This window comes from Stutzerimonas tianxiuensis, assembly GCF_053470365.1.
Genome location: NZ_JBPVWS010000007.1, coordinates 210,462 through 231,909, shown reverse-complemented (window position 1 = coordinate 231,909; position 21,448 = coordinate 210,462). Strand labels below are relative to the sequence as shown.

18 protein-coding genes are annotated in these 21,448 nt (G+C 61.8%); 7 read left to right on the top strand and 11 right to left on the bottom strand.

From position 1 onward, the window contains the following. Positions 1-14 precede the first annotated feature (14 nt). The 3 genes from ACSSNI_RS11560 to ACSSNI_RS11550 all read left to right on the top strand — a co-directional run bounded on the left by ACSSNI_RS11560 (position 15) and on the right by ACSSNI_RS11550 (position 2,543). The gene (locus ACSSNI_RS11560) at positions 15-950 is read left to right on the top strand and encodes a restriction endonuclease (protein WP_200640121.1); all 936 of its coding nucleotides are present in this window, start codon (positions 15-17) and stop codon (positions 948-950) included. 67 nt (positions 951-1,017) lie between these two features. Continuing rightward, positions 1,018-1,881, top strand: a complete 864-nt coding sequence (locus ACSSNI_RS11555) for a hypothetical protein (RefSeq protein ID WP_200640122.1) — start codon at positions 1,018-1,020, stop codon at positions 1,879-1,881. 104 nt (positions 1,882-1,985) lie between these two features. After that, a complete protein-coding gene (locus ACSSNI_RS11550; RefSeq protein ID WP_200640123.1) occupies positions 1,986-2,543 on the top strand; it encodes a hypothetical protein in 558 nt (185 codons plus the stop codon). A gap of 27 nt (positions 2,544-2,570) precedes the next feature. Here ACSSNI_RS11550 and ACSSNI_RS11545 read toward each other — a convergent pair whose 3' ends face one another. From ACSSNI_RS11545 to ACSSNI_RS11525, 5 genes are all read right to left on the bottom strand, one after another. Next, positions 2,571-3,128, bottom strand: coding sequence for a hypothetical protein (locus ACSSNI_RS11545; protein WP_200640124.1), 558 nt, complete (start codon positions 3,126-3,128; stop codon positions 2,571-2,573). Further along, a complete protein-coding gene (locus ACSSNI_RS11540) occupies positions 3,122-4,960 on the bottom strand; it encodes an inositol monophosphatase family protein (RefSeq protein ID WP_200640125.1) in 1,839 nt (612 codons plus the stop codon). The genes ACSSNI_RS11545 and ACSSNI_RS11540 overlap by 7 nt, the downstream gene beginning before the upstream one ends. Then, the gene (locus tag ACSSNI_RS11535) at positions 4,957-5,667 is read right to left on the bottom strand and encodes a tetratricopeptide repeat protein (RefSeq protein WP_200640126.1); all 711 of its coding nucleotides are present in this window, start codon (positions 5,665-5,667) and stop codon (positions 4,957-4,959) included. Before ACSSNI_RS11535 ends, ACSSNI_RS11540 begins: the two co-directional genes overlap by 4 nt. Positions 5,668-6,075: 408 nt before the next feature. Continuing rightward, positions 6,076-7,404 (bottom strand): hypothetical protein, encoded by a 1,329-nt coding sequence (locus ACSSNI_RS11530; RefSeq protein WP_200640127.1) that lies wholly within the window; start codon positions 7,402-7,404, stop codon positions 6,076-6,078. Between the two features lie 53 nt (positions 7,405-7,457). After that, on the bottom strand, positions 7,458-8,597 hold the full coding sequence (locus ACSSNI_RS11525) for a WYL domain-containing protein (RefSeq protein ID WP_448259340.1): 1,140 nt from the start codon (positions 8,595-8,597) through the stop codon (positions 7,458-7,460). A 429-nt stretch (positions 8,598-9,026) separates the two neighbouring features. Between ACSSNI_RS11525 and ACSSNI_RS11520 the strand changes: the two genes are divergently transcribed. From ACSSNI_RS11520 to ACSSNI_RS11505, 4 genes are all read left to right on the top strand, one after another. After that, a complete protein-coding gene (locus ACSSNI_RS11520) occupies positions 9,027-10,685 on the top strand; it encodes a GGDEF domain-containing protein (RefSeq protein ID WP_325166598.1) in 1,659 nt (552 codons plus the stop codon). A gap of 600 nt (positions 10,686-11,285) precedes the next feature. After that, positions 11,286-12,614: a flippase gene (locus tag ACSSNI_RS11515; RefSeq protein WP_200640129.1), complete on the top strand. Its 1,329-nt coding sequence runs from the start codon at positions 11,286-11,288 to the stop codon at positions 12,612-12,614. Beyond that, positions 12,611-13,669: a nitroreductase family protein gene (locus ACSSNI_RS11510; protein WP_200640130.1), complete on the top strand. Its 1,059-nt coding sequence runs from the start codon at positions 12,611-12,613 to the stop codon at positions 13,667-13,669. The genes ACSSNI_RS11515 and ACSSNI_RS11510 overlap by 4 nt, the downstream gene beginning before the upstream one ends. A gap of 8 nt (positions 13,670-13,677) precedes the next feature. Next, positions 13,678-14,862, top strand: a complete 1,185-nt coding sequence (locus ACSSNI_RS11505; RefSeq protein ID WP_102836479.1) for a polysaccharide pyruvyl transferase family protein — start codon at positions 13,678-13,680, stop codon at positions 14,860-14,862. Between the two features lie 39 nt (positions 14,863-14,901). Here the strand turns inward: ACSSNI_RS11505 and ACSSNI_RS11500 are convergent, their stop codons facing one another. The 6 genes from ACSSNI_RS11500 to coxB are packed head-to-tail and all read right to left on the bottom strand — an operon-like array spanning position 14,902 to position 21,358. Then, positions 14,902-15,510, bottom strand: coding sequence for a DedA family protein (locus ACSSNI_RS11500; protein ID WP_200640131.1), 609 nt, complete (start codon positions 15,508-15,510; stop codon positions 14,902-14,904). A 3-nt stretch (positions 15,511-15,513) separates the two neighbouring features. Beyond that, complete coding sequence (locus ACSSNI_RS11495; RefSeq protein WP_200640132.1) at positions 15,514-16,785, bottom strand: c-type cytochrome; 1,272 nt, start codon at positions 16,783-16,785, stop codon at positions 15,514-15,516. Next, positions 16,766-17,395 (bottom strand): cytochrome c oxidase assembly protein, encoded by a 630-nt coding sequence (locus tag ACSSNI_RS11490; protein ID WP_102836477.1) that lies wholly within the window; start codon positions 17,393-17,395, stop codon positions 16,766-16,768. Before ACSSNI_RS11490 ends, ACSSNI_RS11495 begins: the two co-directional genes overlap by 20 nt. Then, a complete protein-coding gene (locus ACSSNI_RS11485; protein ID WP_148925634.1) occupies positions 17,392-17,817 on the bottom strand; it encodes a hypothetical protein in 426 nt (141 codons plus the stop codon). Before ACSSNI_RS11485 ends, ACSSNI_RS11490 begins: the two co-directional genes overlap by 4 nt. After that, a complete protein-coding gene (ctaD, locus tag ACSSNI_RS11480) occupies positions 17,814-20,342 on the bottom strand; it encodes a cytochrome c oxidase subunit I (protein ID WP_200640133.1) in 2,529 nt (842 codons plus the stop codon). The genes ACSSNI_RS11485 and ctaD overlap by 4 nt, the downstream gene beginning before the upstream one ends. Further along, on the bottom strand, positions 20,339-21,358 hold the full coding sequence (gene coxB, locus ACSSNI_RS11475; RefSeq protein WP_200640134.1) for a cytochrome c oxidase subunit II: 1,020 nt from the start codon (positions 21,356-21,358) through the stop codon (positions 20,339-20,341). Before coxB ends, ctaD begins: the two co-directional genes overlap by 4 nt. Between the last annotated feature and the right edge of the window lie 90 nt (positions 21,359-21,448).

The window sequence follows — 21,448 nt, the reverse complement described above, 5'->3', positions numbered from 1 at the left end:
GGAAGAGAACGAACATGTCCGTGCCGACCTATGATCAGTTCATCGAGCCCATCCTGCGTTTTCTCGCCGCGCGCCCCGAGGGCGCTACGGCGGGCGAGGCCCACGAGGCGGCCGCCCAGGCGCTCGGCCTGAGTGAGGCGCAGCGACAGGAGACCACCAACAGCGGCCAGGCCACCTACAAGACCCGTGCAGGCTGGGCGCATGACCGGCTCAAGCGCGCCGGTTTTTCCAGCAGCGCCAAGCATGGCTACTGGAAACTGACGGGCGACGGACTTGCTTTCGCCCAAAGCAACCAGGCACCGCTGGGCCCTGAGCAGGTCAAGCATCTGGCGATGAACTACATGAGCGTGAAGCTGAAGCCGGCGCCGGACGCCGCCTCGCTGGATGAGAGCAGCGACACACAAGCGCTGATCACCCAAGCTGAAATCGCCACCAGCAGCCCACAGGAGCGGCTGGATCAGGCGCTGCTCGAGCTGCGCACCAGCGTCGCCGGTGATCTGCTGGACAGCCTGCTGCAAGCCAGCCCAACGCGCTTCGAGCATATCGTGCTCGACGTGCTGCACAGCTTGGGCTATGGCGCGAACCGCCAGGCATTGCAGCAGGTCGGCGGCAGCGGCGATGGTGGCATCGACGGGATGATATCGCTGGATGCGCTCGGGCTGGAAAAGGTCTATGTGCAGGCCAAACGCTGGCAAAGCACTGTCGGCCGTCCGGAACTGCAGGCCTTCTACGGCGCGCTGGCCGGGCAGAAGGCCCGGCGCGGCGTGTTCATGACCACATCGGGCTTCACCGCCCAGGCGGTGGAGTTCGCGCGCTCGGTCGAAGGGCTGGTGCTGGTCGACGGCAAACGCCTGGTCAACCTGATGCTCGACCATGAGGTCGGCGTCAGCTCGCAGCTCTTCAAGGTGCCAAGGCTCGACAGCGACTATTTTGACGAATCGCTCGGCTGAGGCGACTCCACGCCCTCGCCTCTCCGACATTCACTGGCTCGACGGACTCCAGCCGCAAGGAACGCTTATGGAATGGCTGCAAACTGCAAACTCGCTGTTGGGGCCTTTTGGCCAACTCGTCAGCTGGCTACAGAACCGCGCCAACCCGGCTCGCCGCCAAGCCGCTCGCGTCCTGGAGGCATTCGAGGCCCACGGTTTCGAGCGAACGCAGATCAACCGCCTGCTGCCTTCCGATCTGCAACTGACGCAGTTCGAGCTGTCGACCGCCGACGAGCTCAAGAAGGTCATCAAGCAGCCCCACATAGATTGGGTGGCCGGTTTCTTCGCTCTGAATCCGGACTGGTTGGATGGAGCATCCGAGCAGGCGCATACGCCGATTGACAGCTACAAGCGGCCTGGCGAACTGCAGGCGTGGTTTAGAGAACATGCCCAACACGCTGATGACGGAGCCATCTATAAGCTCCACCTACTCACCAGCGACACCTCGCCCATAACGCCCGCCTCGTCCAGCTACTACGCCGTGGTACTTGAAGAGCTTTCCGAGCTCGGCGACGATTATCTAAGCCGCTATTACCACCTGACCGAGGGTGCGCACTTCGACCACTATCCTTGCCTCCTTCATCTGATGCAGATCCTGGCCGTGGCACATTCCCACGGAGCAATCATGCGCCGCGCGGTCTTGCCGCAAGTAAATCTACGCAGGCTTAGTCTCTGCCAAGGGCTGATACCCCAGTTGCTGTGGAAAGCCAAGCCACACCCGCTTGATGCAGACCATGAGTTCTGGGGCCATTTCTCCGGCGACTCGCCCTGGCTGGCACAGCTAAGGGAAGACACCGAGACCAGCCTGCTGCATGCCGGTCTGCATGAGGTAGTGGCCAGCATCCATCATGATCGGCAACGCTTCGCCGACCCTCAACGAAACGCAACGTGAGCTGGATATCCCGTACGGCCGCTAGGTCCGCATCAACGCGTATCTTCGCCGCGCACGCTTCAATGCCGAGGATCCTCATTTCCAAGCCATAGGCTAAGTAATCCATGAATCAGATCGTGCAAGACTTCGTGACGCTTTTTAACTGCCTCTGGTACCGCGACTTTCCCGTCACCGAAACGCATGACACAGCGGGCCGCGCGGACTGGACCATCCACCTGGGCGTGATTGTCCGCCAAAGTGCGACCCTACTTGGTGCGCGGGCATTATTCGAGCAAGGCGGTAGAACCGATGCGGTGCTGCGCTTTAGCGACGACTCCATCCTTAGCTTTGTCGAATGGGAATGGGAGGATGCGAACACCGACATCAACGAAATCCACAAGCTACTCCAGCGTTCTCAGGACGCTCGGTTCTGCACTTTCGTTGGCTACTGCAGCGAAGCCCAACTGGATACGGCGCTCGAGCGTACGCGGGCTATCTGGGAGGATGCTCATGCTCCCTTGTTATTCTTCGTGGTCACCTATCAACCGAGAGGCAACGTGCGACGGTTCCGTAAGTTGCAGACGTATCTCTTTCAGGAGGGGAGACTGAAATTGGTCCGTACGCGCCCCGCTTTGCCCTGGGAAGCAGACGCAACGCTTGACTCGACCGAATTCGCCTGCTGAGGCCAATCGCGCGGGAACGCGACATCGCTATACCTGGCCAAGCAGAAGCAGCATCGGCTGCTGTAACGGCCGATGGATCATACCGGCCTTGAAGGGCGCGCCCTCCGGCAGGCGAGCCTGTAAGCCAACCGCAACAGCCAAATACTCGTCATACGCCATTTCGGCTGGAGCAAAGACAACCGCCATCAGCCGCTTGTAAGGCAAGGCGCTTCGAACGCTCCAGCCAAGCGGCTGTATCTCCACTGTCAGTTGCCCACTGGCTACACCGTCGAACACCTGCACGTAGTCGTCGACCAGCAGCGGCACCGGCCCGCTGCCGATCAGGCTGGCCTCAAGCAACTGGTGCGCTGCAAGAAGCTGGCCGGCAGCCAGGTGATCGGTTGAAACGATAGGCAGCTGCCGGATCACGTTTTCGCCGTCGGGCCAGGGCTGTCGCGCCGACATCTCGATGAGCAGTCTGAAGCCGCTTGGCCCATCGGGCTCGAGCCGCAGCTCGACCCACACGGCGCACTCTCTGCGTTTCTGCCCAAAGCGGTGAGTAGTGAAGCGCGGACTACTATCCGTCAGGTCAACGACGTTCAGCATAAGCCGTCAGCACCCAGCATAAGCAGCCGCTGAGCGAGCACGCCTGCATCGTCCGGCCAGCAGGCCATTGGTCGCGGGCGCAGCGACTGCGGATGTGCCCGACAGGATAGCAACGGCCCTAGCTGGGCCCAGTCGAGGCGCACGATACCGTCGGCAGCGCCTATCAGAGCCCCTGCGATGCAGGCATTCGTGTCGGTGTCGCCGCCTTGCCGGATCGTTTCGTTCAGTGCATGACCGACAGTGTTGTCGGCCAGCAGATGGTAAAAGGCATTCTGCAGCGCTATCAGCACCCAGCCCATCTGTCGCTGATAATCGTCGGGGCGCTCGCCGGCTGCGGCGGCCACCAGTACTTGCTTTACAACGTCGCCCTCCGTGCTCGGCAGGAGAACAGCTAATGCCGCATCAAGCATTGCCTGGCGATCCGCACCCGAGACGCCAACTGCGATCGCTGCTGCGTAGGCCGCGTTCGCTTCTTGGCAGACGCCATGCGGATGGGTGAGTAACGCATCCTGCCTGGCCCAATGCGCTGCCAGCGACGGATGGCCATGAGCAGCTATTCCGATTGGCGCGACGCGCATCAAAGCCCCATTGGCCTGGCTGCTGGTGGAAGCATGCGCGCGGCAGGCCTCGTCTACCGCCAATGCCGGCTGGCGAAGCGGCCCAAGCAATGCCTGACGGGTAGTGTTGCCAACATCGAAGGGCTCCGACCGCAGCCAATCCACATAGCGCTGCGCAGTGTCCGAAGGGTTGAGGCCACCCTGCTGGATCAACGATCTCGCCAGCGCTAGCGCCAGCTCCCCATCGTCAGTGGGTTGCCCAGCCTGAATATTCCAGGTGCCGCCGTCGTGCATCGTCAGAGAGCTGGACGCGTAACGCTCGGCAATCTCTGTCGCGCTCATGAATTCCACCTGTGCGCCCAGGTTGTCGCCGATAATCAGCGCCGCCAAGCAGCCAAACGCGCGTTGAAGCTTCAAAACCGGAGGGAACACTGCCGGCGCCGGGATATTGCGCTGTTCATCGTTGCGCTCATTGAGGGCCTGGCTCCAGGGGCGGCCCGCAAGTGCGGCGCAAGCCGCCGGCCCGCCGCCGAAACAGCGGGTGCATACCAGTTCCATGTTTCGGTAACCCAACGGCCGTCCGCTCTGGTTAAGCAACACACCGCCCGCCCCAATCAGCAGCGCATGCCCGGCAGCGACGTCATGTGCCGACAGGCTGGTCAAAGATACCGCCGCCACGCCATCGCCGGCGGCCGCTCGGGCCAGCCGATAGGCGATGCTCGGCATGGCCACGAAACGAGCCGGTTCGCACAAGCGGATGTTGGCGTCTGGTTTACGGGAGGCAGCCGCGCTCAACCAGACGATCTTTCCCGCCTCGAGTCGCGCGTTGGAAAGATCAACCGGATGAGCAGCACCGTTGCGCAGTAGATGCGGTAGTCCTTCGGCCCAGGCTATGCAGTCTCTGCCCCGATCTGGACTGATTGGCGCGTAGACAACTCCGAGCACCGGTTGCCCGTCGCGCAACAGGGCCACGGAGATGGCGCTGCCCTGCAAGCCGAGCAGGAAATCCCGGGTTCCATCGTGCGGGTCCACCACCCAGCAAAATCGCTGGCCAGTGAGCCTTTGGCAAGTCTCCTCACCCCAGAAGTCGGCATCCAGCAGCCCGATCAGCTGATCATAGAGCAGCCGTTCAATTTCCTCGTCGACCGCTGCCTTGTCACCACTGCCGCGCGGCCCACCCTCACGCTCCCATTCGCGGATTATCAGCTCACCCGCTGCCTCAACCGCGGCCTGCACGGGCCGCAACAGACCGGCAATATCGATCGCATCCATCATGATTCCTTCTCCATTTCGTCGTTCACCAGCCCATCGCGGCGCGTGCGGTAGTTGCGCCAGAAATTTCCCATCAAGTTGCCGGGGTCCGGCATTTCCAAGCGAGGCTCGTCGAGGTAGAAACGCGCCAGCCGGTCAGCTGCCAGGGGGTGGCCGTGACCAGCCGCACACATCAACCAGTACAGGCCGCTGGCTTCGTCTCTCTCACTGAAATCGGTATCCAGCAGCAGGTCGCCTAAGGAGTACATTGCTTCAACGTGACCATCACCAGCTGCGGATTGAAAGTGCCGATATGCGCGCAGCAGACCCGCTGCAACCTTGCGCGGCGCTGGAAGACGCTCGTCATCCGAACCTAAGAATATCTGCCCAATCTCGTACCTGGCGTCGATCGAGCCTCTCGCTGCCGCCTGGTAGTAGCAGGCAAGCGCCCTGCGTTCGTTCACCGCCACGCCCTTGCCATACCAATGGACGTAGCCAAGGTTAAGCAGCGCCTCTAGCGAACCGTATCGCGCCGCTGCAATGAACAAGCCGCGAGCCAGCCGCTCGTCCCGCTGGCCGGCCAGCCAGAAACAACCCAGTTCATTGAGCGCCTCGGCTGGTGCGTCAGGCACAGCAGCGCGTTCGTGCAACGCGGCATAACGCAGCTGTTCGGCAGGCGTTGCGCTTTGCCGGCGCCAATGGGCCTGGGCTAACGATAGGATCGGCAACATGAAACCTCCAGCCGTTAGATTGACAAGCAAATCGTCAACGCGGCGACCGACACCTCCTGTCGCACCCCGCCGTGTGCGGGCCCCCGAAACCGTAGGGCATCGCGACATAACCCGTCGCAGGGGTTTTGCACAGTGGGCAGGACTTCACCGATGAGGGCTCCGTATGAAGACCTACCAAGTATCGATGCGCCGGGTCGTATCGTCCGCAGGCCCGCGTGCCAGCTTTATCATGACAGTCCAGGCAACTAGCTCGGCGATGGCGAAGATAACCGCTGAAGCGCAGTACCCGGGCTACCAGTGCATGAACGGCCCCGTACCGGTTCGCTAGCGGCTACGAGAAACTGCCGGGCCCTAAGCCAGTGCCATATAGACGCTGGCTCAGGGGCACGGCAGCCTAATAGCCGTCGTTTAGAGTGCCTCAGCCAAATCCACTGCGTCCTGCAGCACCGGTCCGATATCGATCGCCCCTGCTGTCAGACATTCAGCCGAAAGGACCCAGCTCCTGCGCGGCTGCCGCAGCAAAACGCCCAGCTCGACAAGCACGGCCGCCAGCGCACTGGTATGCGGCGGACTGCCCTTGCCAAACGTTGCTGTGAAATAAGCCACTCCAATCCCTGCCGGCGATGCGCCGGTCGGAACATATTGGGCGGAATTAGCGAGTGGAAAAGGATTGCTGCCGAAGTGTTCCTTGAGCCACTCGAGCGTGGCGTTGACGTGCTCGCGTAGAAATATTCGTCCGTCCTTGAGAACGATTCGATCAGGCTCGATCCGGTAATGGAACTGCTTGCCTCGGGCTGCGGTGTAGCATTCGTTCCAGGCCGAAGTCGACGCCTCGGCGGAGCTGGCCTCTGTTAGCGGCGCCTGAACCATAGCTTGCCGAGCGAGCGGCTGCGGGGGCAGGTCATAACCCAGCATGAAAAGCGCCGCTTCGAGCCGCCGCAGGCTATCAACTGGGCCCGGCTGAGCGAAACGGCTGCTGTGGTCACGACTCAACGTTTCGACTAGCATCCAGCTGGCCTTCAGATTCCACTCGGCGTGCATCGGGCCGGACTGCAGCTTTGGAAAGCGCAGGCCTTCTATCGCGGGGTTGCGATTTTTTGGGTTAGCTGCGCCCAAGCCCTCCTTAGCAGGCGCCCAGGGAAATGCGAGTGGCGCAGGCACTGCGGCTAACGCTTGGGCTCGACAATACGTTGCGACCAGCCAGCCCAGCGCAGCGGCGACGCGGCTGTCATAGATGATCAGGTCCTTGGCCAGTAGCGAGTAGACCTTGGTCATTCCGGCATTGAAGCGCAGCTGCGTATCCAGCAGCACACCTGCCAGCTCGCCTGCGTCCAAGGCCGCAGTCACAGCCTCGAGTGTCTCGGCGAGAGACTCGGCATTCTCCTCCAGCCATCGGATATTGCCATTCTGCACGCCTCCCCAGACCATCACATGACAGGCCGCGCTGCAGGTCGCCTGTGCATCGCCGCAGGCGAGGGCTTTGCGCAGGGCGTCCCGCAAAGTCCGGAGCACCTGATCGTTGTCGGTCAGCGTCTCGCCTGCCGGTATGCCAAACGCGCCCCGGGATGGCCAGCGATACTGCTCGCAGGCATCTTCAAGGCCTGCGAACTGCCATTGCCGGCCCGAACGCCGGTCCACAAAACCATGACTGAGGCTCCCCTCATCAGTCAGATGGGGAACGAGCCATTCGATGAACTGTTGCACGTCGCGCTGAGCCAGGTACTGACTGCGATTCATAGGGTTCCTTATAAAAGAGGCGTCTGGGTGATTTTCCATATCCGCACGACAACTCATGTCGCTCGGCCTTGTAACGCGTTAGGGCGAGGACTAGTCGTCAGGTCGGCTTCTTCGTCGAGGTAAAGGCTGGCCATGCCTCGCACGACTTCTCGCACCTGAGCCTTCAGGCTTGCCGGTTCAAGCACCTCGACTGTGGCGCCATGACTGAGAATCCACCATAGGAGACCCTGGGTGTAGGCGATGCGGCATTCGAGCAGGTGCCAGCCATCGTCTAGAGGGGTAAATATCTGGTCGTGCGTTAGCGGAGTTTCACTTTCATCCAGCCGCTGACGCAATCGGTCATTGATGCGCACTTTGAGTGCTATTGGTTCAGGTTCGACCAGGATGCGTTGCACGTGATTTCGGAGCTGAAAGTCCCGTGGCACTTTGGTCAAACGGCTTTCCAGTGGCCGAACCTTGCGAAACCGATGCAACGGTAAACAGCGAATTTGATCGGCATTGCCGGAGTGGCATACCAGATAAATGCTCGAGTCTTGGTAGGAAAGACCCAGGGGATGCAGCTCGTAGTTACGCTCTTCTTGCCGAGTGCTTGCGAAGTAACGTACCGCCAGCTGATAGCCTCCGAGCAAGGCAAGCTGGACCTGCTCAAGTATCTGCGGATCGATCGCCGCCTGATGCAGTTGAACGTGCTGAGTGCCGGTTACCAGTTTGCCGAGCCAGCGGCCATCGTGAGGTGCATGCCGGGTAAGCAGCAGCTTGGATCGTTCGTAGTGCTCACGCAGATCATTAAGCGCCGCCAGTGGAAGCAAATGGCTGGCCTGCTCGTACAGCATGACGATACCCAGCGCGACCCGTGCGGACTTAAGATCAGCGCTGGAAAGCTTGGTGTCGCTCGAGCGGACGGGTGTCAACGCCTCCGCGTTATGGACGAACTGCCATCGCGGCGCTGCGTGTTCCGGATCTTTCTGCGGCTCAGCGCGCTTGCACTTAAGCAAGAAATTCAGATCACGCTGCACCGTTTTTATCGTCAGCTCAGTGTCCAGCTCGTCAAGCAGGCGAGCATGGATCTGAGGGGCCGTCAGCCCTTTTTTTCCTGCGTCGCGAATCCACCCAGCAATGGTATCGCGGCGTTCGGAAATCTTTGCCGGGCGCGGCCTGCCCTCGTCATCGTCATCGTCATCGTCATCGTACATGATCGTCTCCCTTCCAGCAGGACCGCCATCATAATTACATCACCACCGGAAAACGTAGCGTAAAATGGACTGAGCAAGGCATTTCCCAGCAGCGTTTCAGTGGACGAGGCACGTAAGAAACGTTTGGCTAAGTAGCTGATTTTTAGATTAAAGCTAAATACCTTGTAATCAGTAGGTCCCGAGTTCGACTCTTGGTGCCGGCACCATACGAAACAACAGAAAAGGCTCACCGCATGGTGGGCCTTTTTTGTTTCATGCAGCGCTCGGGACGAAATGACCTCATCGGCGGCGTGCCGGGGCTTTGCGCGAGAGCCCGTAATCGGTCGCTGCGATTGTTTTAATTGAAGAATCCAGACCCGAGGCCGACATAGCGGCGTGTTACGCCGGGCAGATGATGGCGTTTTGACTTATTTCTCACGGTTGCGCTTGATGCTTAACTCTCCTCTACGCAGCTTGCGGGCTCGTTTCGCAATCGTTGTCGCCTCGGTTGTCCTTGTACTCAGCTGCATCTTCGGCGCCGCCATTGGTGAATCTTCCATTTCGCGTCTGGAGGAATGGACAGGCTTGCAGCTTGGAGAAGCTGCATTTTCCATGGTTGATCGCCTTGACCGGGACATGAGCGGGCGCTCCCAGGAACTGGCTGTGCTCAGTGAGCTACAGGCGCTTCGCAATCCGGAGAATGTTGGCGAAGCCCGCGCGCTTCTTAATGATCTGAGCGATCACTTTCCGAGCTACTCCTGGATTGGTCTCACCAATGCCAGTGGCAAGGTCGTAGCGTCGACCGACGGCCTGCTGGAGGGCGTGGATATTTCGGCCAGACCCGTGTTCACCAACGGGCTGGAAACTACCTTTATCGGCGATGTCCACGAAGCGGTGCTCCTGGCCCAGCTGCTCCCGAACCTGTCGGGAGAGGCGATGAAGTTTGTCGACATCAGCATGCCGGTGCGCGACGCCGCCGGGGCACTGGTAGGCGTGCTGGCGACCCATCTGTCCTGGGAGTGGGCTGACGAGGTGGGCCGGTCACTGTTTGAACCGTTGCAGAAGCGTTTGCCCGGGCTGGAGTTTCTCGTCGTCAGCAAAGACCGGACGGTGCTGCTCGGCCCCAGGGAGATGATCGGCAAGCCCATTGGCATCAGGCTCGAAGATCGCCCCGTGCAGAATTGGTCTGTTGTGCACTGGCCAGACGGCACGCAGTACTTGACCGGTTTTGCCGAAAGCCTGGGCTTCGAAGACTATCCGGGACTGGGGTGGACAGTCATTGCCCGTCAGCCGGTTGAGCTCGCGTTCGCCGAAGCACGCCAGTTGCGCAATGAAATCTTTGCCTGGGGCGCCCTATTGTCCTTGGCCTTCGCAGCGATTGGCTGGTTTGCTGCGGGCATGATCACACGACCGCTAAAGGAGATCGTTGACGCAGCCGCTCGTATTTCCGAGGGAGCTGATGTCCGCATCCCGTTACTGACAAGCACGCGGGAAGTTGAAGCCCTGAGCGTTGCGATACGGCATCTGGTGGACAGCCTGACCCGCAAGAGAAGTCAGTTGGCGGTCGTCGAAGGCATTGCTTATCGCGATACCGTAACCGGACTGCCAAACCGAGCAGCGCTGCAGAAATACGTCGAAACCGTGCGTACAGCAGACGAGCTTCAATGCAGCTTTGGCGTGTTATGCCTGGACCTCGACGGCTTCAAGCCGATCAATGATCGCTTTGGCCATGCCGCCGGCGATGCGTTGCTCCATGAGGTTGGTTTGCGGCTCTCCGCCTCGATCCGCGACGGTGATATCGCGGTGCGCCATGGCGGCGATGAGTTCGTCCTGCTTTTGCGCCTGCGAAAGGGCGAGTCCGTGCGCAATGTACAGCGCGCGGCCAAGCGCATCATTGCCAGGCTGGCTGAGCCGGTATTGCTGGCGGGCGAAAAGATCACCATCGGCGGCAGCGTCGGCGGCGCACTCTGGTCTGGAGGCGAGTTTTCTGAAGCGCTGATGCTGGCCGACGAAGCGTTGTATCAGGCCAAGGGAGCAGGCAAGGGACGCGCGAGCTTTAACTTCGCAAGCAACGAAAGCGTCCACCAGGACCACCCGGAAACGGTATGAGTCAGCGAACCTAGTCGCATAGCCAGACGCAAAAAAGCCCCGCATCAAACGATGCGGGGCTTTTCTGTCTGGCTGAGTCCTGTCCCTTCGGCCGCTTCCAGCAGCGATTCCTTGCGTCAGTCCTGACGTTTCGCGAGATCCTTCGCGGCAGCCTTGCACCAGCCCCAAGGCGGAGGGCTGGTCGCCGTGCTAGGCGCTCCATGGCACATCGAGATGGGTCAGGGAGCGGCCAGCAGCGGCAGCAGGGTTAAGAACAGGCGTGATGGCAAAAGTTCCACTTTTGAAATGAAAAGGCCATCAGATTAAGCACTGCCAGGAAATGCCCGCGTAACCGTCAGTCGCCCACGCGATGGGTCACGCGTGCCCAATTGAGCCTCCGGCCGACCGTTTCGCCTGCTGTCAGCCCGCCAGTTTCCTGCAAACCGACCTGCTCTAACGGCCTTTCGCCAGCGCCTTGCCCGGCTGACCCGCGATACATTTCCAATTGTTTACGCCCGGAACATGCCAGGCAAACCACGGTCTGCTGTGCGTCGCCACTCCAGCGCAACTGAAGGCATTGCTTGCCACCACGGAGCCAGCCTTGAGGAGCCGAGCCACTCGATGAGCGCAATCACCACCCTCTTCCACAAACTCAAACTGTACCTGTTCAATGCTTCATGGATGATGGCGGAGCGGTTGCTGAACATCGGCGTGGGCTTTCTCATGGCGATCGTGCTGGCCCGCTACCTGGGACCGGAACAGTTCGGGATTCTTGCCTACGCCATTTCCATGACCGCGATCTTCGCCTCGGCCGGTCACATGGGATTGGCGGGACTGGTGGTGCGCGAGGTGGTAAAGCAGCCGGACAAGGTTCCGGAGACGCTGGGCACCACGTTCATGCTTAAGCTGACGGGCATGACCATTGGTTTCGTCCTGGTGCTCGTTTACGCATCGCTGTTCGAAGAAGTCGGCGGTACCGAGTTCTGGATGTTGCTGATCGTCGCCTCGGCCATCTTCTTCCAGACCTTCGACGTGGTGGAGTACTGGTTCCAGTCCCAGGTGCAGGCCCGCTACCCGGCCATCGCCAAGTCCAGTGCGATCCTGCTGTCAGCGGCTCTCAAACTGCTGATGGTGTTCGGCGGCGCCGGGGTGATCGCTTTCGCCTTTGCCCACACGGCGCAATTCGCGATGGCGGCGCTGATTCTCGCGATGCTCTATAAAGGCACCACCACCGTCTCGCTGATGAGCTGGAAAGCCAGCTTGGCCAAGGCCAAGGAGTTGCTCAGCCAGGGCTGGATTCTGTACCTCGGTTCGATCTTCGCGGTGGTCTACATGAAGATCGATCAGGTCATGCTCAAGTGGATGGTGGGCGCCGAGGAAGTCGGTGTGTACGCCGTTGCGGCGCAACTCTCAGAAGCCTGGTACTTCCTGCCGATCGCCATTGTCGCTTCGTTCTTCCCAAAGCTGATCAAGCTGCACGCCGCCGACCCGGCGCTCTTCAACAAGCGCTTCCAGCAGCTGTTCGATGTCCTGTTCATCCTTGCCATTGCCGTCGCAGTGCTGGTGTCGCTCGTCGCCGAACCCGTGATCGCCCTGCTGTTTGGCGACGAGTACCAGAACTCCGCGGCGATCCTCACCATCCATATCTGGGCAGGCGTGTTCATCTTCATGCGGGCCGCGTTCAGTCGTTGGATTCTGATCGAGGGCGCACTGATGTTTTCGCTGATCACTCAGGGCCTGGGCGCGCTGGCCAACATCGGCATCAACCTGCTGCTGATTCCACACTACGGCGGCGAAGGCGCCGCCATGGCCACGCTCATTTCTTATGCGGTTGCTTCCTACGCTGCCCTGCTGGTGCACAAGAAGACCCGCCCGGTGTTCTACATGATGACCAAATCGATGTTCAGCCCCGTCCGTTACGCATTCAATGCAGTAGGAGCCGCCCGATGAGCCTGATGTCGCTCGCCAGAGCCTTGCCTGATCCCGTCAAGAACGCGATCAAGGCCACCCGCGACAACACTGGCCTGGCCCTGGTCCGCCTGTTTTCCTCCAGCGGATTCCTGGCCTCGGTCTATTACTGCCTGATCAGCCGCGAGTTTGACCGGGAGCACCGCGCAGTGCTGCTAGGCCGGCTGAATTTCGCCAAACGGATGCGCGGAGAGGGCGAAAACGACGCCTTTCTGCGCCGCAACGTTCATCGCTTGGAAAAAGGGCTGATCATGCGCCCTCGACGCAGCACCTTTGCCGAGGACTACATCGGCCCTACGGTCCGCTGCTATGCCAATGCGACCCAGACGGGCGTCATCAACGGCCAGCAGCGCTGGGCCAACGATGTGCTCACCGACTATTTTTCCGCCGTTGGCAGCACGCCACGCATCGACTCGGCCAAGCGCGCCTTCACCAGCACCCAGACGCCTGACGACACCAACCGCTGCGTGCCCTACCCGCACAGCCAGCTGCCTGAGTGCCCGGTCAGCTATGACGAGCTGATGGTGCTGTTCCGCCGTCGTCGCTCGGTGCGCTGGTATAAGGACAAGCCGGTCAGCAACGAGCTGCTCGAGCAGGCGGTGCGGGCCGCCGCGCTGGCGCCATCGGCCTGCAACCGCCAACCGTTCCGTTTCTATGTCAGCAACGGCAAGGAAAAGGCCGCCGAGGTCGCCAAGTGCGCCGGAGGCACCGCAGGTTTTCACGACAACCTGCCCTGCGTGATTGCCGTGGTCGGCGACCTCGGTTGCTACCCGGAAGCACGCGACCGCCACGTGGTTTATATCGACGGCTCGCTGGCAGCGATGCAGCTGATGCTGGCCTTGGAAAGCCTGGGGTTGTCGAGCTGCTCGATCAACTGGCCAGACGTTGAAGAAAGAGAACGCCAACTGGCGAAAATACTGGGCCTAACGTATCAGGAGCGCACCGTGATGCTCTTGGCGGTGGGCTATGCCGATCCAACGGGAGGGATTCCTTATTCGGACAAGAAGACCGAGAAAGACTTGATCGTATACAACTGAGGTAAGCGATGATTATCGAGATCAGAAAGGCAGGCTTCGTCAATAAAGGCGCTGAGCTGATGTTGCACGCGGCGCTGCAGAAGCTGAGGACCCGGTATCCCGACGCTACCTTCGTCATGGCGCCGACTCCGAAGAAAGCCGAACAACCGTTCCGTAAGCTGGTGCAGCTGGGCTTCTACCCCAAGGCCTGGCTGTGGCGCTACGGCATACAGTGGGGCACCCTCGCCAACTTCGCCCCGCGCCCGCTGCGCGAGATGTACGGCGTGGTGCTGGATAGGGAAGTCGACGTGGTCGTTGACGCGGCGGGCTTCGCCTACAGCGATCAATGGGGCGAGGATCCCTGCGCGGAACTGGCGCAATCGACCCGGCGCTGGAAGAAGAACGGCACCCGCGTGATCCTGCTGCCGCAGGCGCTAGGGCCGTTCAAATCCGAGAAAAACCGCGCGGCGATGAAGACGGTGGTCGAAAACGTCGACCTGATTTTCCCGCGCGAGCGCGTGTCCTACGAACACCTGACTGAACTGGTGGGTGAGCAGGCCAAGATCAAGCAATCGCCGGACTTCACCAACCTCATGACTGGCGTGCTGCCGCAAGGCTTCGATACCGAGCAGAACCGTTTCTGCATCGTGCCCAACTGCCGGATGCTCGATAAGACCGACCAGAAGACGCGCGAGGCTTATCTCCCGTTTCTCATCAGCTGCACACGGTACCTGCTGGAAAAAGGCGCCAAGCCGTTCGTGCTGGTGCACGAAGGCAAGGACGATCAGCGCCTGGCTGACGAATTGTCTGCAGCGGTGGGCGGCATTCCGATCGTCAAGGAAAGCGGCGCGCTGGAGATCAAGGGCATCCTCGGCGCCTGCAGCGGCACCTTGGGCAGCCGCTTTCATGGCCTGGTCAGCGCGCTGTCACAGGGCGTTCCGGCGCTGGCCACCGGCTGGAGCCACAAGTATCAGATGCTCTTCGAAGACTATGGCTTCCCCGAAGGGCTGGTTCAGGTCACCACCGATGAGGCGGAAATCAAGCGCAAGATCGACCTGATCACAGACGATGCGGCGCGGATCCAGACTTTGATCCAGGCCCGTACTGAACAACTCAAACAACAGTCAGAGCAGATGTGGCAGCAGGTGTTCGCCGTGATCGATCAGTGCGAGCGTGCTCACCAGCCGCAACACCACAGGGCTGGCGCGGCCTGACCTGACCGATCGCCGTGGCGTCGCGGGCGGCGTCACGGCCTAGTGCTCTTTCCTGCCGAAGCGCTGACGGATCAGCCGGTACAGGTAGTAGAGCACCATCAACACGACCACGCCGGTGGAGATCGGGTTCATGTACTCGGAGACCTTCTCGTACTGCGACTCGAGCAGATAGCCGGCCAGTGCCAGCAATGCGGTCCAGATCAGCGACCCCAGCGTCGAGTAGATCAGGAACTTGGTCATCGACATCCCGGCAATACCGGCCGGGACCGAGATCAGGGTGCGTACCGCCGGGATCAGGCGGCCGAAGAACACCGCGCCCTTGCCGTGCCGGTCGAACCACTCGCTGGCCTTGTCGACATCTTCTGGCGACAACGTGAGCCAATGCCCCCAACGTTCGGCAAAGCGCTTCATGCGCGCCTGGCCGAGCTTGGCGCCGGCGTAGTACCAGGGCAACGCGCCGACGACCGAACCTGCCGTGCCGACCAGGATCACCGCAATGAAGTTGAGGTCTCCCCGCGCCGCAACGAAACCGGCCAGCGGCATGATCAGCTCGGACGGGATGGGCGGGAAGATATTCTCCAGCAACATCAGCAAGAACACGCCGACGTAGCCGAACGCCGAGACGATTTCCACAATCTTGTCGAACATCGGTTACCTCTGCTGTTGGGTGGAAGAATTCTGCGCCGGGGTCTCGGCACGGGTTGGTATGGCCTCCGTGACGGGCGGCGCTGCCGCAGCCGGCAACGATGCGTAGTAGTCGGCCAGCGCCTGCATCTGCTCCGACGTAAGCCGCTGCGCAGCGCTGTGCATGATATGCGCGTACTCCGTGCCGCCACGTTTACCCTCGGTGAACAGCTCCAGCTGCAACTTCAGATAGGGCGCGTACTGACCGGCAATGTTCGGGTACATCGGATTGCGTGGTCCGTCCTTCGGCCCATGGCAGTGCACGCATGAAGGGATGCCGCGCGCTCGTACACCGCGCTCGGCCAACGTTAGGCCTTCGGCCAGAATGTCCGGCGCCGGCTCCGGAGCCTCCGTTCGGCTGACCGGTGGCAGCTCTGCGTAGTGTTGCGCCAATGCCTCGAGCACTTCCGGCTCCAGGCCTGCGGCGATCGGCTGCATGACGCCGCTATGCCGCTCGCCGCGGGCGTAGGCCTGCAGCGCACCGAGCAGATAAGGCTCGCTCTGCCCGGCCAACCGCGGGAAAGCGCCTTCGCCTCGGCCGCCGCCGTCCTCGGCATGACAACGGTTGCAGTTGGCCAACACCGCACCGAGCGGGTCCTGCAATGGTCGCAGATGACCCGGCGTGATGGGTTTGATGGTTTCGTCGCGGCGCCCGCCCAGCGCGAGCTCTTTGTAGCGCTCGGGCGACATGCCTGGCATCGCCTGCAGGAAGGCCACCACGGCCCAGACCTCATCGTCCCTTTTCTGCGCGGGCCAGGCCGGCATGGCGGTGAACTTCACGCCATTCTTCACAATCCAGAACAGCTCCTGCGGCGCCCAGTGTTCGATCCGCGGCGGCAGGTATGGCGGCTCGGGTGTCATCTGCTGGACGATCAGCGAGCGCTCCTCACCTGGGCCGCCATGGCAGGCCAGACAGCCGGTGTGATAATGCCCGGCGCCCTTGAGCAGCAGCGCAGGGTCATCCAGCGGCGGCACCTCTATGCCCATCGACTGAGTGCTCACCGCGCGTCGCATGGCGTAGTGCAGCATCCAGCCGGTCGCCTTCCAATGACCCGAGCTGGCACTGATCGAGACCAACCCCAGCGAAACCAGCACAAACGCGCCGGTCCCCGCGAGCGCCGCCAGCAACGCCACAGCGGCTACGACGCGCTTCCAGGAACCGCCGGTCAGCCAGCACAGCCAGCGCCGCAAGGGCGCCGAGCATCGCTGAACCATGCGTTTAGCTGACTGAAACGGCATTGCGCTTGTCCTGTAATAGGCCGAACAGCAGGTACAGCCCGCCGATGAGATAGGCGCTGCCGCCAAAGGCCAGCATGATCACACCGCCCATCTGCTGATCTTCCAGCGGGCTCATGCCCGACAACACCGAGCCGGTGTGCTCGAATAGTGGTCGGCTCGACATCGCCAGCAGCACGCCGAGCAGCGTCATGTGCATCGAAGTCAGCAGCAGCCCGGCGATGCCGGCCAGGGCGCGCTGATGCCGCACGCCGCCGAACGCCGCAAGCCAGACCAGCAGGCCAACGAACAGGTAGCTGCCCTGCTCCAGCAGCTCCGCCGACTGCGAAGTGCGCGCCGCATGGTGCAGCGCCGGCATGTGCCAGGCCCAGACCACGAACAGCTCGATCACCGAGGCCAGGATCGGCGAGAACAGCAACGGGATGCGGTTGGAAAAATCAAACCGGCCACCGGCCAAACCGATTGCCAGCAGCGGTGCCGCCACCGCTACCACCATCACGTGCATCAGCATATGGCCGACGAACAGCCGGTCCGCCATGTCCGGCAAAGGCCCGAGCCAGACCGCACCCAGCGTGGCCAGGCCGAGCAGCAGCGAGAGCGGACGCCAAATCACGTGCAGCTCCTGATGAACACCACACTCAAGGCGACGAAAATCGTCGCCACGAAGCTCAGGCCGCTAAGCAGCAGCGTGGCGAAACCAAGAAAGCGATGGCGGTCGCCCGGTGTGTCGAAGTCGTGCGGTGCCGTTGCATGACCAAAGGAGTGATGGCGCCAGCCTTTCCAGCCGGTCAATCCAATACCGACCAGGGCGATCAGTGTCAGCACACCGATGGCGAGTCGAATGTCGCCCAGCTCGCCACTGCGGCCCGCCACCTTCGCGCACCACACAGACACAGCCAGGTAGGACAGCAGAAAATGCGCCGCCCAGATGGTCGGGCTGAAGGTGATCAGCCACAGCGTGTCGCGCTCCTGCGGCGGTGCCTCGGGCGGCTGCTGCTCGATTGGCCGTTGCCGTTCGTTCAGATGTTCACTCATAGCACCTCCGGAAAGCCGGCGATGACCGCCACAGTGACACCAATGGTGATGAGCATGAAATGCCAGAACAGCGCGACATTGCGGATATCGATGTCATGCACCGCGGTCATCCGGCCGGCAGCACGGCGCGCCAGACAATAGAGCTGCATGATCAGGCCGATGGACAGGTGGATCAGGCACCAGAGCACCAGCACCCAGACCGTGGCGGGGTAGACGTTAGTGGTCGGGTCCAGGCCGCTGAAATGCGGCCCGGCCCACATCGAATAGGCACCTGCCAGGGTGCAGATCGTCGCCAGCCCCAGCGCGCCATAGAAGCCGGCCGCCTGATCACGGAAGTTGCAGCGCCTCGCCAGCAGCGTCAGCGCCCAGGACACGGCAATCAGCCCCAGCGCCAACACAGGCCAGAACACGCCGGGGCCGGCCGCATCGGCGGGTGGAAAATCCTCGTGCACGGTCCAGAAGAAGAAGTAGCCGAACACCAGGCTGCCAAAGGCGCTCATGTCGCCGATCATGGTGATGAACATGGCCCACCAACCCACCGACTTGGCGCCCGAGGCATAGAGCGGCACCGTCACGTCCAGGCCGATGTCCTTTTTCGGTTTCTCCGGGATCACCGCGGTGCCGGTCCATAGCCAGATCAAAATGGTGATCAGCGCAAGGCCACCGCTGACCAGTGCCGCGACATACCAGCTGTAGGTGGCGAAGATAAACAGGCCGCCGGTGAAGATCGCCGCCCACATGCTCAGGAAGGTAGGGCCCGGCACGCGCAGGCACTGAATCGGCTCGGCGTCGATGATGCTGCTGATCAGGGTCTCGCGCTTGCCCTCCTCGGCGTCCGGCAAGTAGAAGCGCCCGGCGTCGACGTCACGCATCAGATTTGGCTGATCCCACAGCGGGTAGCGGCTCTTGATGATCGGAATCGAGCGTGCACCCCAGGCCCTGCCGGGCATTTCCGCGAGCCATTCGAGCGTTCCGGCGTTCCACGGGTTGCGCGCGCTGTAGGGTTGCTTGCCCTTGGGTCGCAAGACGTCCCAGACCAGCACCGCCACGCCAGCGGCCAGGATGAACGCGCCCACCGTGGAGACCATGTTGAGCATGTCGAAGCCCATGTCCGGCCCGTAGGTATAAACACGCCGCGGCATGCCCAGCAAACCGGTGAAATGCATGGGCAGGAAGGCAATGTTGAAGCCGATGAACATCAGCCAGAAGGCAATGCGCCCGAGGCGGTCCGAGAGCGTCTTGTTGCGCGCCAGCGGGAAGAAGTAGTACAGGCCGGCGATCACCGGGAACAGCATGCCGCCGATCAGCACGTAGTGCAGGTGCGCGACGATGAAATAGGTGTCGTGCGCCTGGAAGTCGAACGGCGCCAGCGCCACCATCACCCCGGTCAGCCCACCAAGCACGAAGATCGCCAGCGCACCGGCGACGAACAGCATCGGCACCGATTTGACGAAGCGCCCGGCCAGGGCTGTCGCCAGGAAGCAGAAGATCTGCACGCCTGTAGGGATTGCCACTGCCTCGGAGGCAGCCGAGAAAAAGGCCAGCGAGATGCTGGGCATCCCAGTGGTAAACATGTGATGAACCCACAGCCCGAAGCTGATGAATCCGGTGCCCACCGCAGCCAGCACGATAAAGCTGTAGCCGACGATGGGCCGCCCGGCCGCCGTGGGCACGATGGTCGCCACCAGCGCCACGGCGGGCAAAAAGATGATGTACACCTCAGGGTGGCCAAAGATCCAGAACAGGTGCTGCCACAGCAGTGGATCGCCGCCACGGCTGGCATCGAAGAACGGCCAGTCGAAGGCACGCTCCAGTTCGAACAGGAGGTCTCCCGCGATCAGCGGCGGGAAGGCGAACAGGATCATTCCCGCGACCACCAGGATGTACCAGGAATACAGCGGAATAAGGTTGATGCGCATGCCTGGAGGCCGGGTCTTCAGCACGCCGACAATCAGCTCCACCGCCGCCGCAATCGATGACACCTCGATGAACGACAGCCCGAGCAGCCAGATATCCGCACCGAGGCCGTCCTGATAGGTGGTGGTGAGCGGCGGATACATGAACCAGCCGCCCCGGGGCGCCACGCCGAAAAAGATCGAGCCGCAGACGAACACGCCACCAATGATGAAACACCAGAAGCCGTAGGCGGACAGCCGGGGAAAAGGCAGGTCCCGCGCACCCAGCATCTGCGGCAGGATGAGGATGGAAAAGGCTTCGAAAATCGGCACGCCGAACAGGAACATCATCACCGAGCCGTGCAGGGTGAACACCTGGTTGTAGGTTTCGGCAGACAGCAGATCGTTGTTCGGCACCGCCAGCTGGGCGCGGATCAGCATCGCCAGCACGCCGGCAAACAGGAAGAACAGGAACGACACGCCGGTGTACCAGAGCCCCACCTCGGTGTTGTTTACCGCGGACCAGTAGCGCCAGCCAGTGGGTGTCTTCCAGGCCGCTGCCAGGCGTTCGGCCTGCGCCTTGGCGCGGACTTCTTCCTGCGGGTCGCGGTACTCGATCGGCTCGCTCATTCGAGGCCCTTCAGGTAGTGCGCCATGGCGTTCAGCTGCGCCTCGGGCAGCATGCCAAAGGCGGGCATCTTCACGCCTGGTTTGATCGCGCCGCTGTGGCCGATCCAGCGCTTGAACGTATCGACATCGGTCGGAAGCGTGCCGGCTGCCAGGGTCAGACGACTGCCGACGTGGGTCAGGTCGGGGCCGACCGTGCCGTCTGCTTCAGTGCCTCGCACCTGGTGACAGGCGCCGCAACCGTTGGCGAGAAACGCCTGCTGGCCGGTCTGCTGCAATTCGGTGGTGGGTGGCTGGGCAGGCTCGGCCTGTTTGGCAAGCCACAGATCGAAGGCCTCGCGCGTCATTACCACCGCGGCGAAATTCATCAGCGCATGGGAAGTCCCGCAATATTCGGCGCAGGCGCCGCGAAAGGTGCCGGTCTCGGTCGGCTCCAGCACCAGCTCATTGGTGCGCCCGGGGATCATGTCGACCTTGCCGCCCAGCGACGGAATCCAGAACGAGTGGATCACGTCCGGGCTGGTCAGGCTGAAAGCCACTCGCTCCCCCACTGGCAGCCGTATTTCGTTCGCCAGTTCGACCGCCTCTCCCGCCTCGGTCCGGTAGCGCACCCGCCACCACCACTGCTCGCCCGACACATCGACACGCAGGGCGACGTTTTCCGAGGAACGCTGTTGCGGCATCAGCATCAGCCCGTAGATCAGCAGGCCGGTCAGGACCACGACGGGAAAAATGACTCCGCCACCGATGATCAACCACCGAGCACCGCGAATGCCGTGGGCTTCCGGGTGGGCCTGGGTGGCATACACGGCGATCCCCATCACTACCAGCCAGATGACCAGCGCACCGCCAGCCATCCACCAGAACAGCGTGGCGATGCTCTGCGCACCGACCCCGGCAGGATTCAGCGCTGACTGCTGACCGTCGCAACCCGCTAACACTGCGCTCAGCAGCAATAGCGAGACGCCACGCGCTCGAAAGCATGCACCGGTGAGGTCGTTTGTCAGAGTCAGCCGCATGGTCCGCCTCGCTGTGGGTCACGTTTTGTGACACTCCGCAGGCAGGAAAAGTTGGATAAACGGTAGAATTCGCAAGCGGTGGACCCTTGA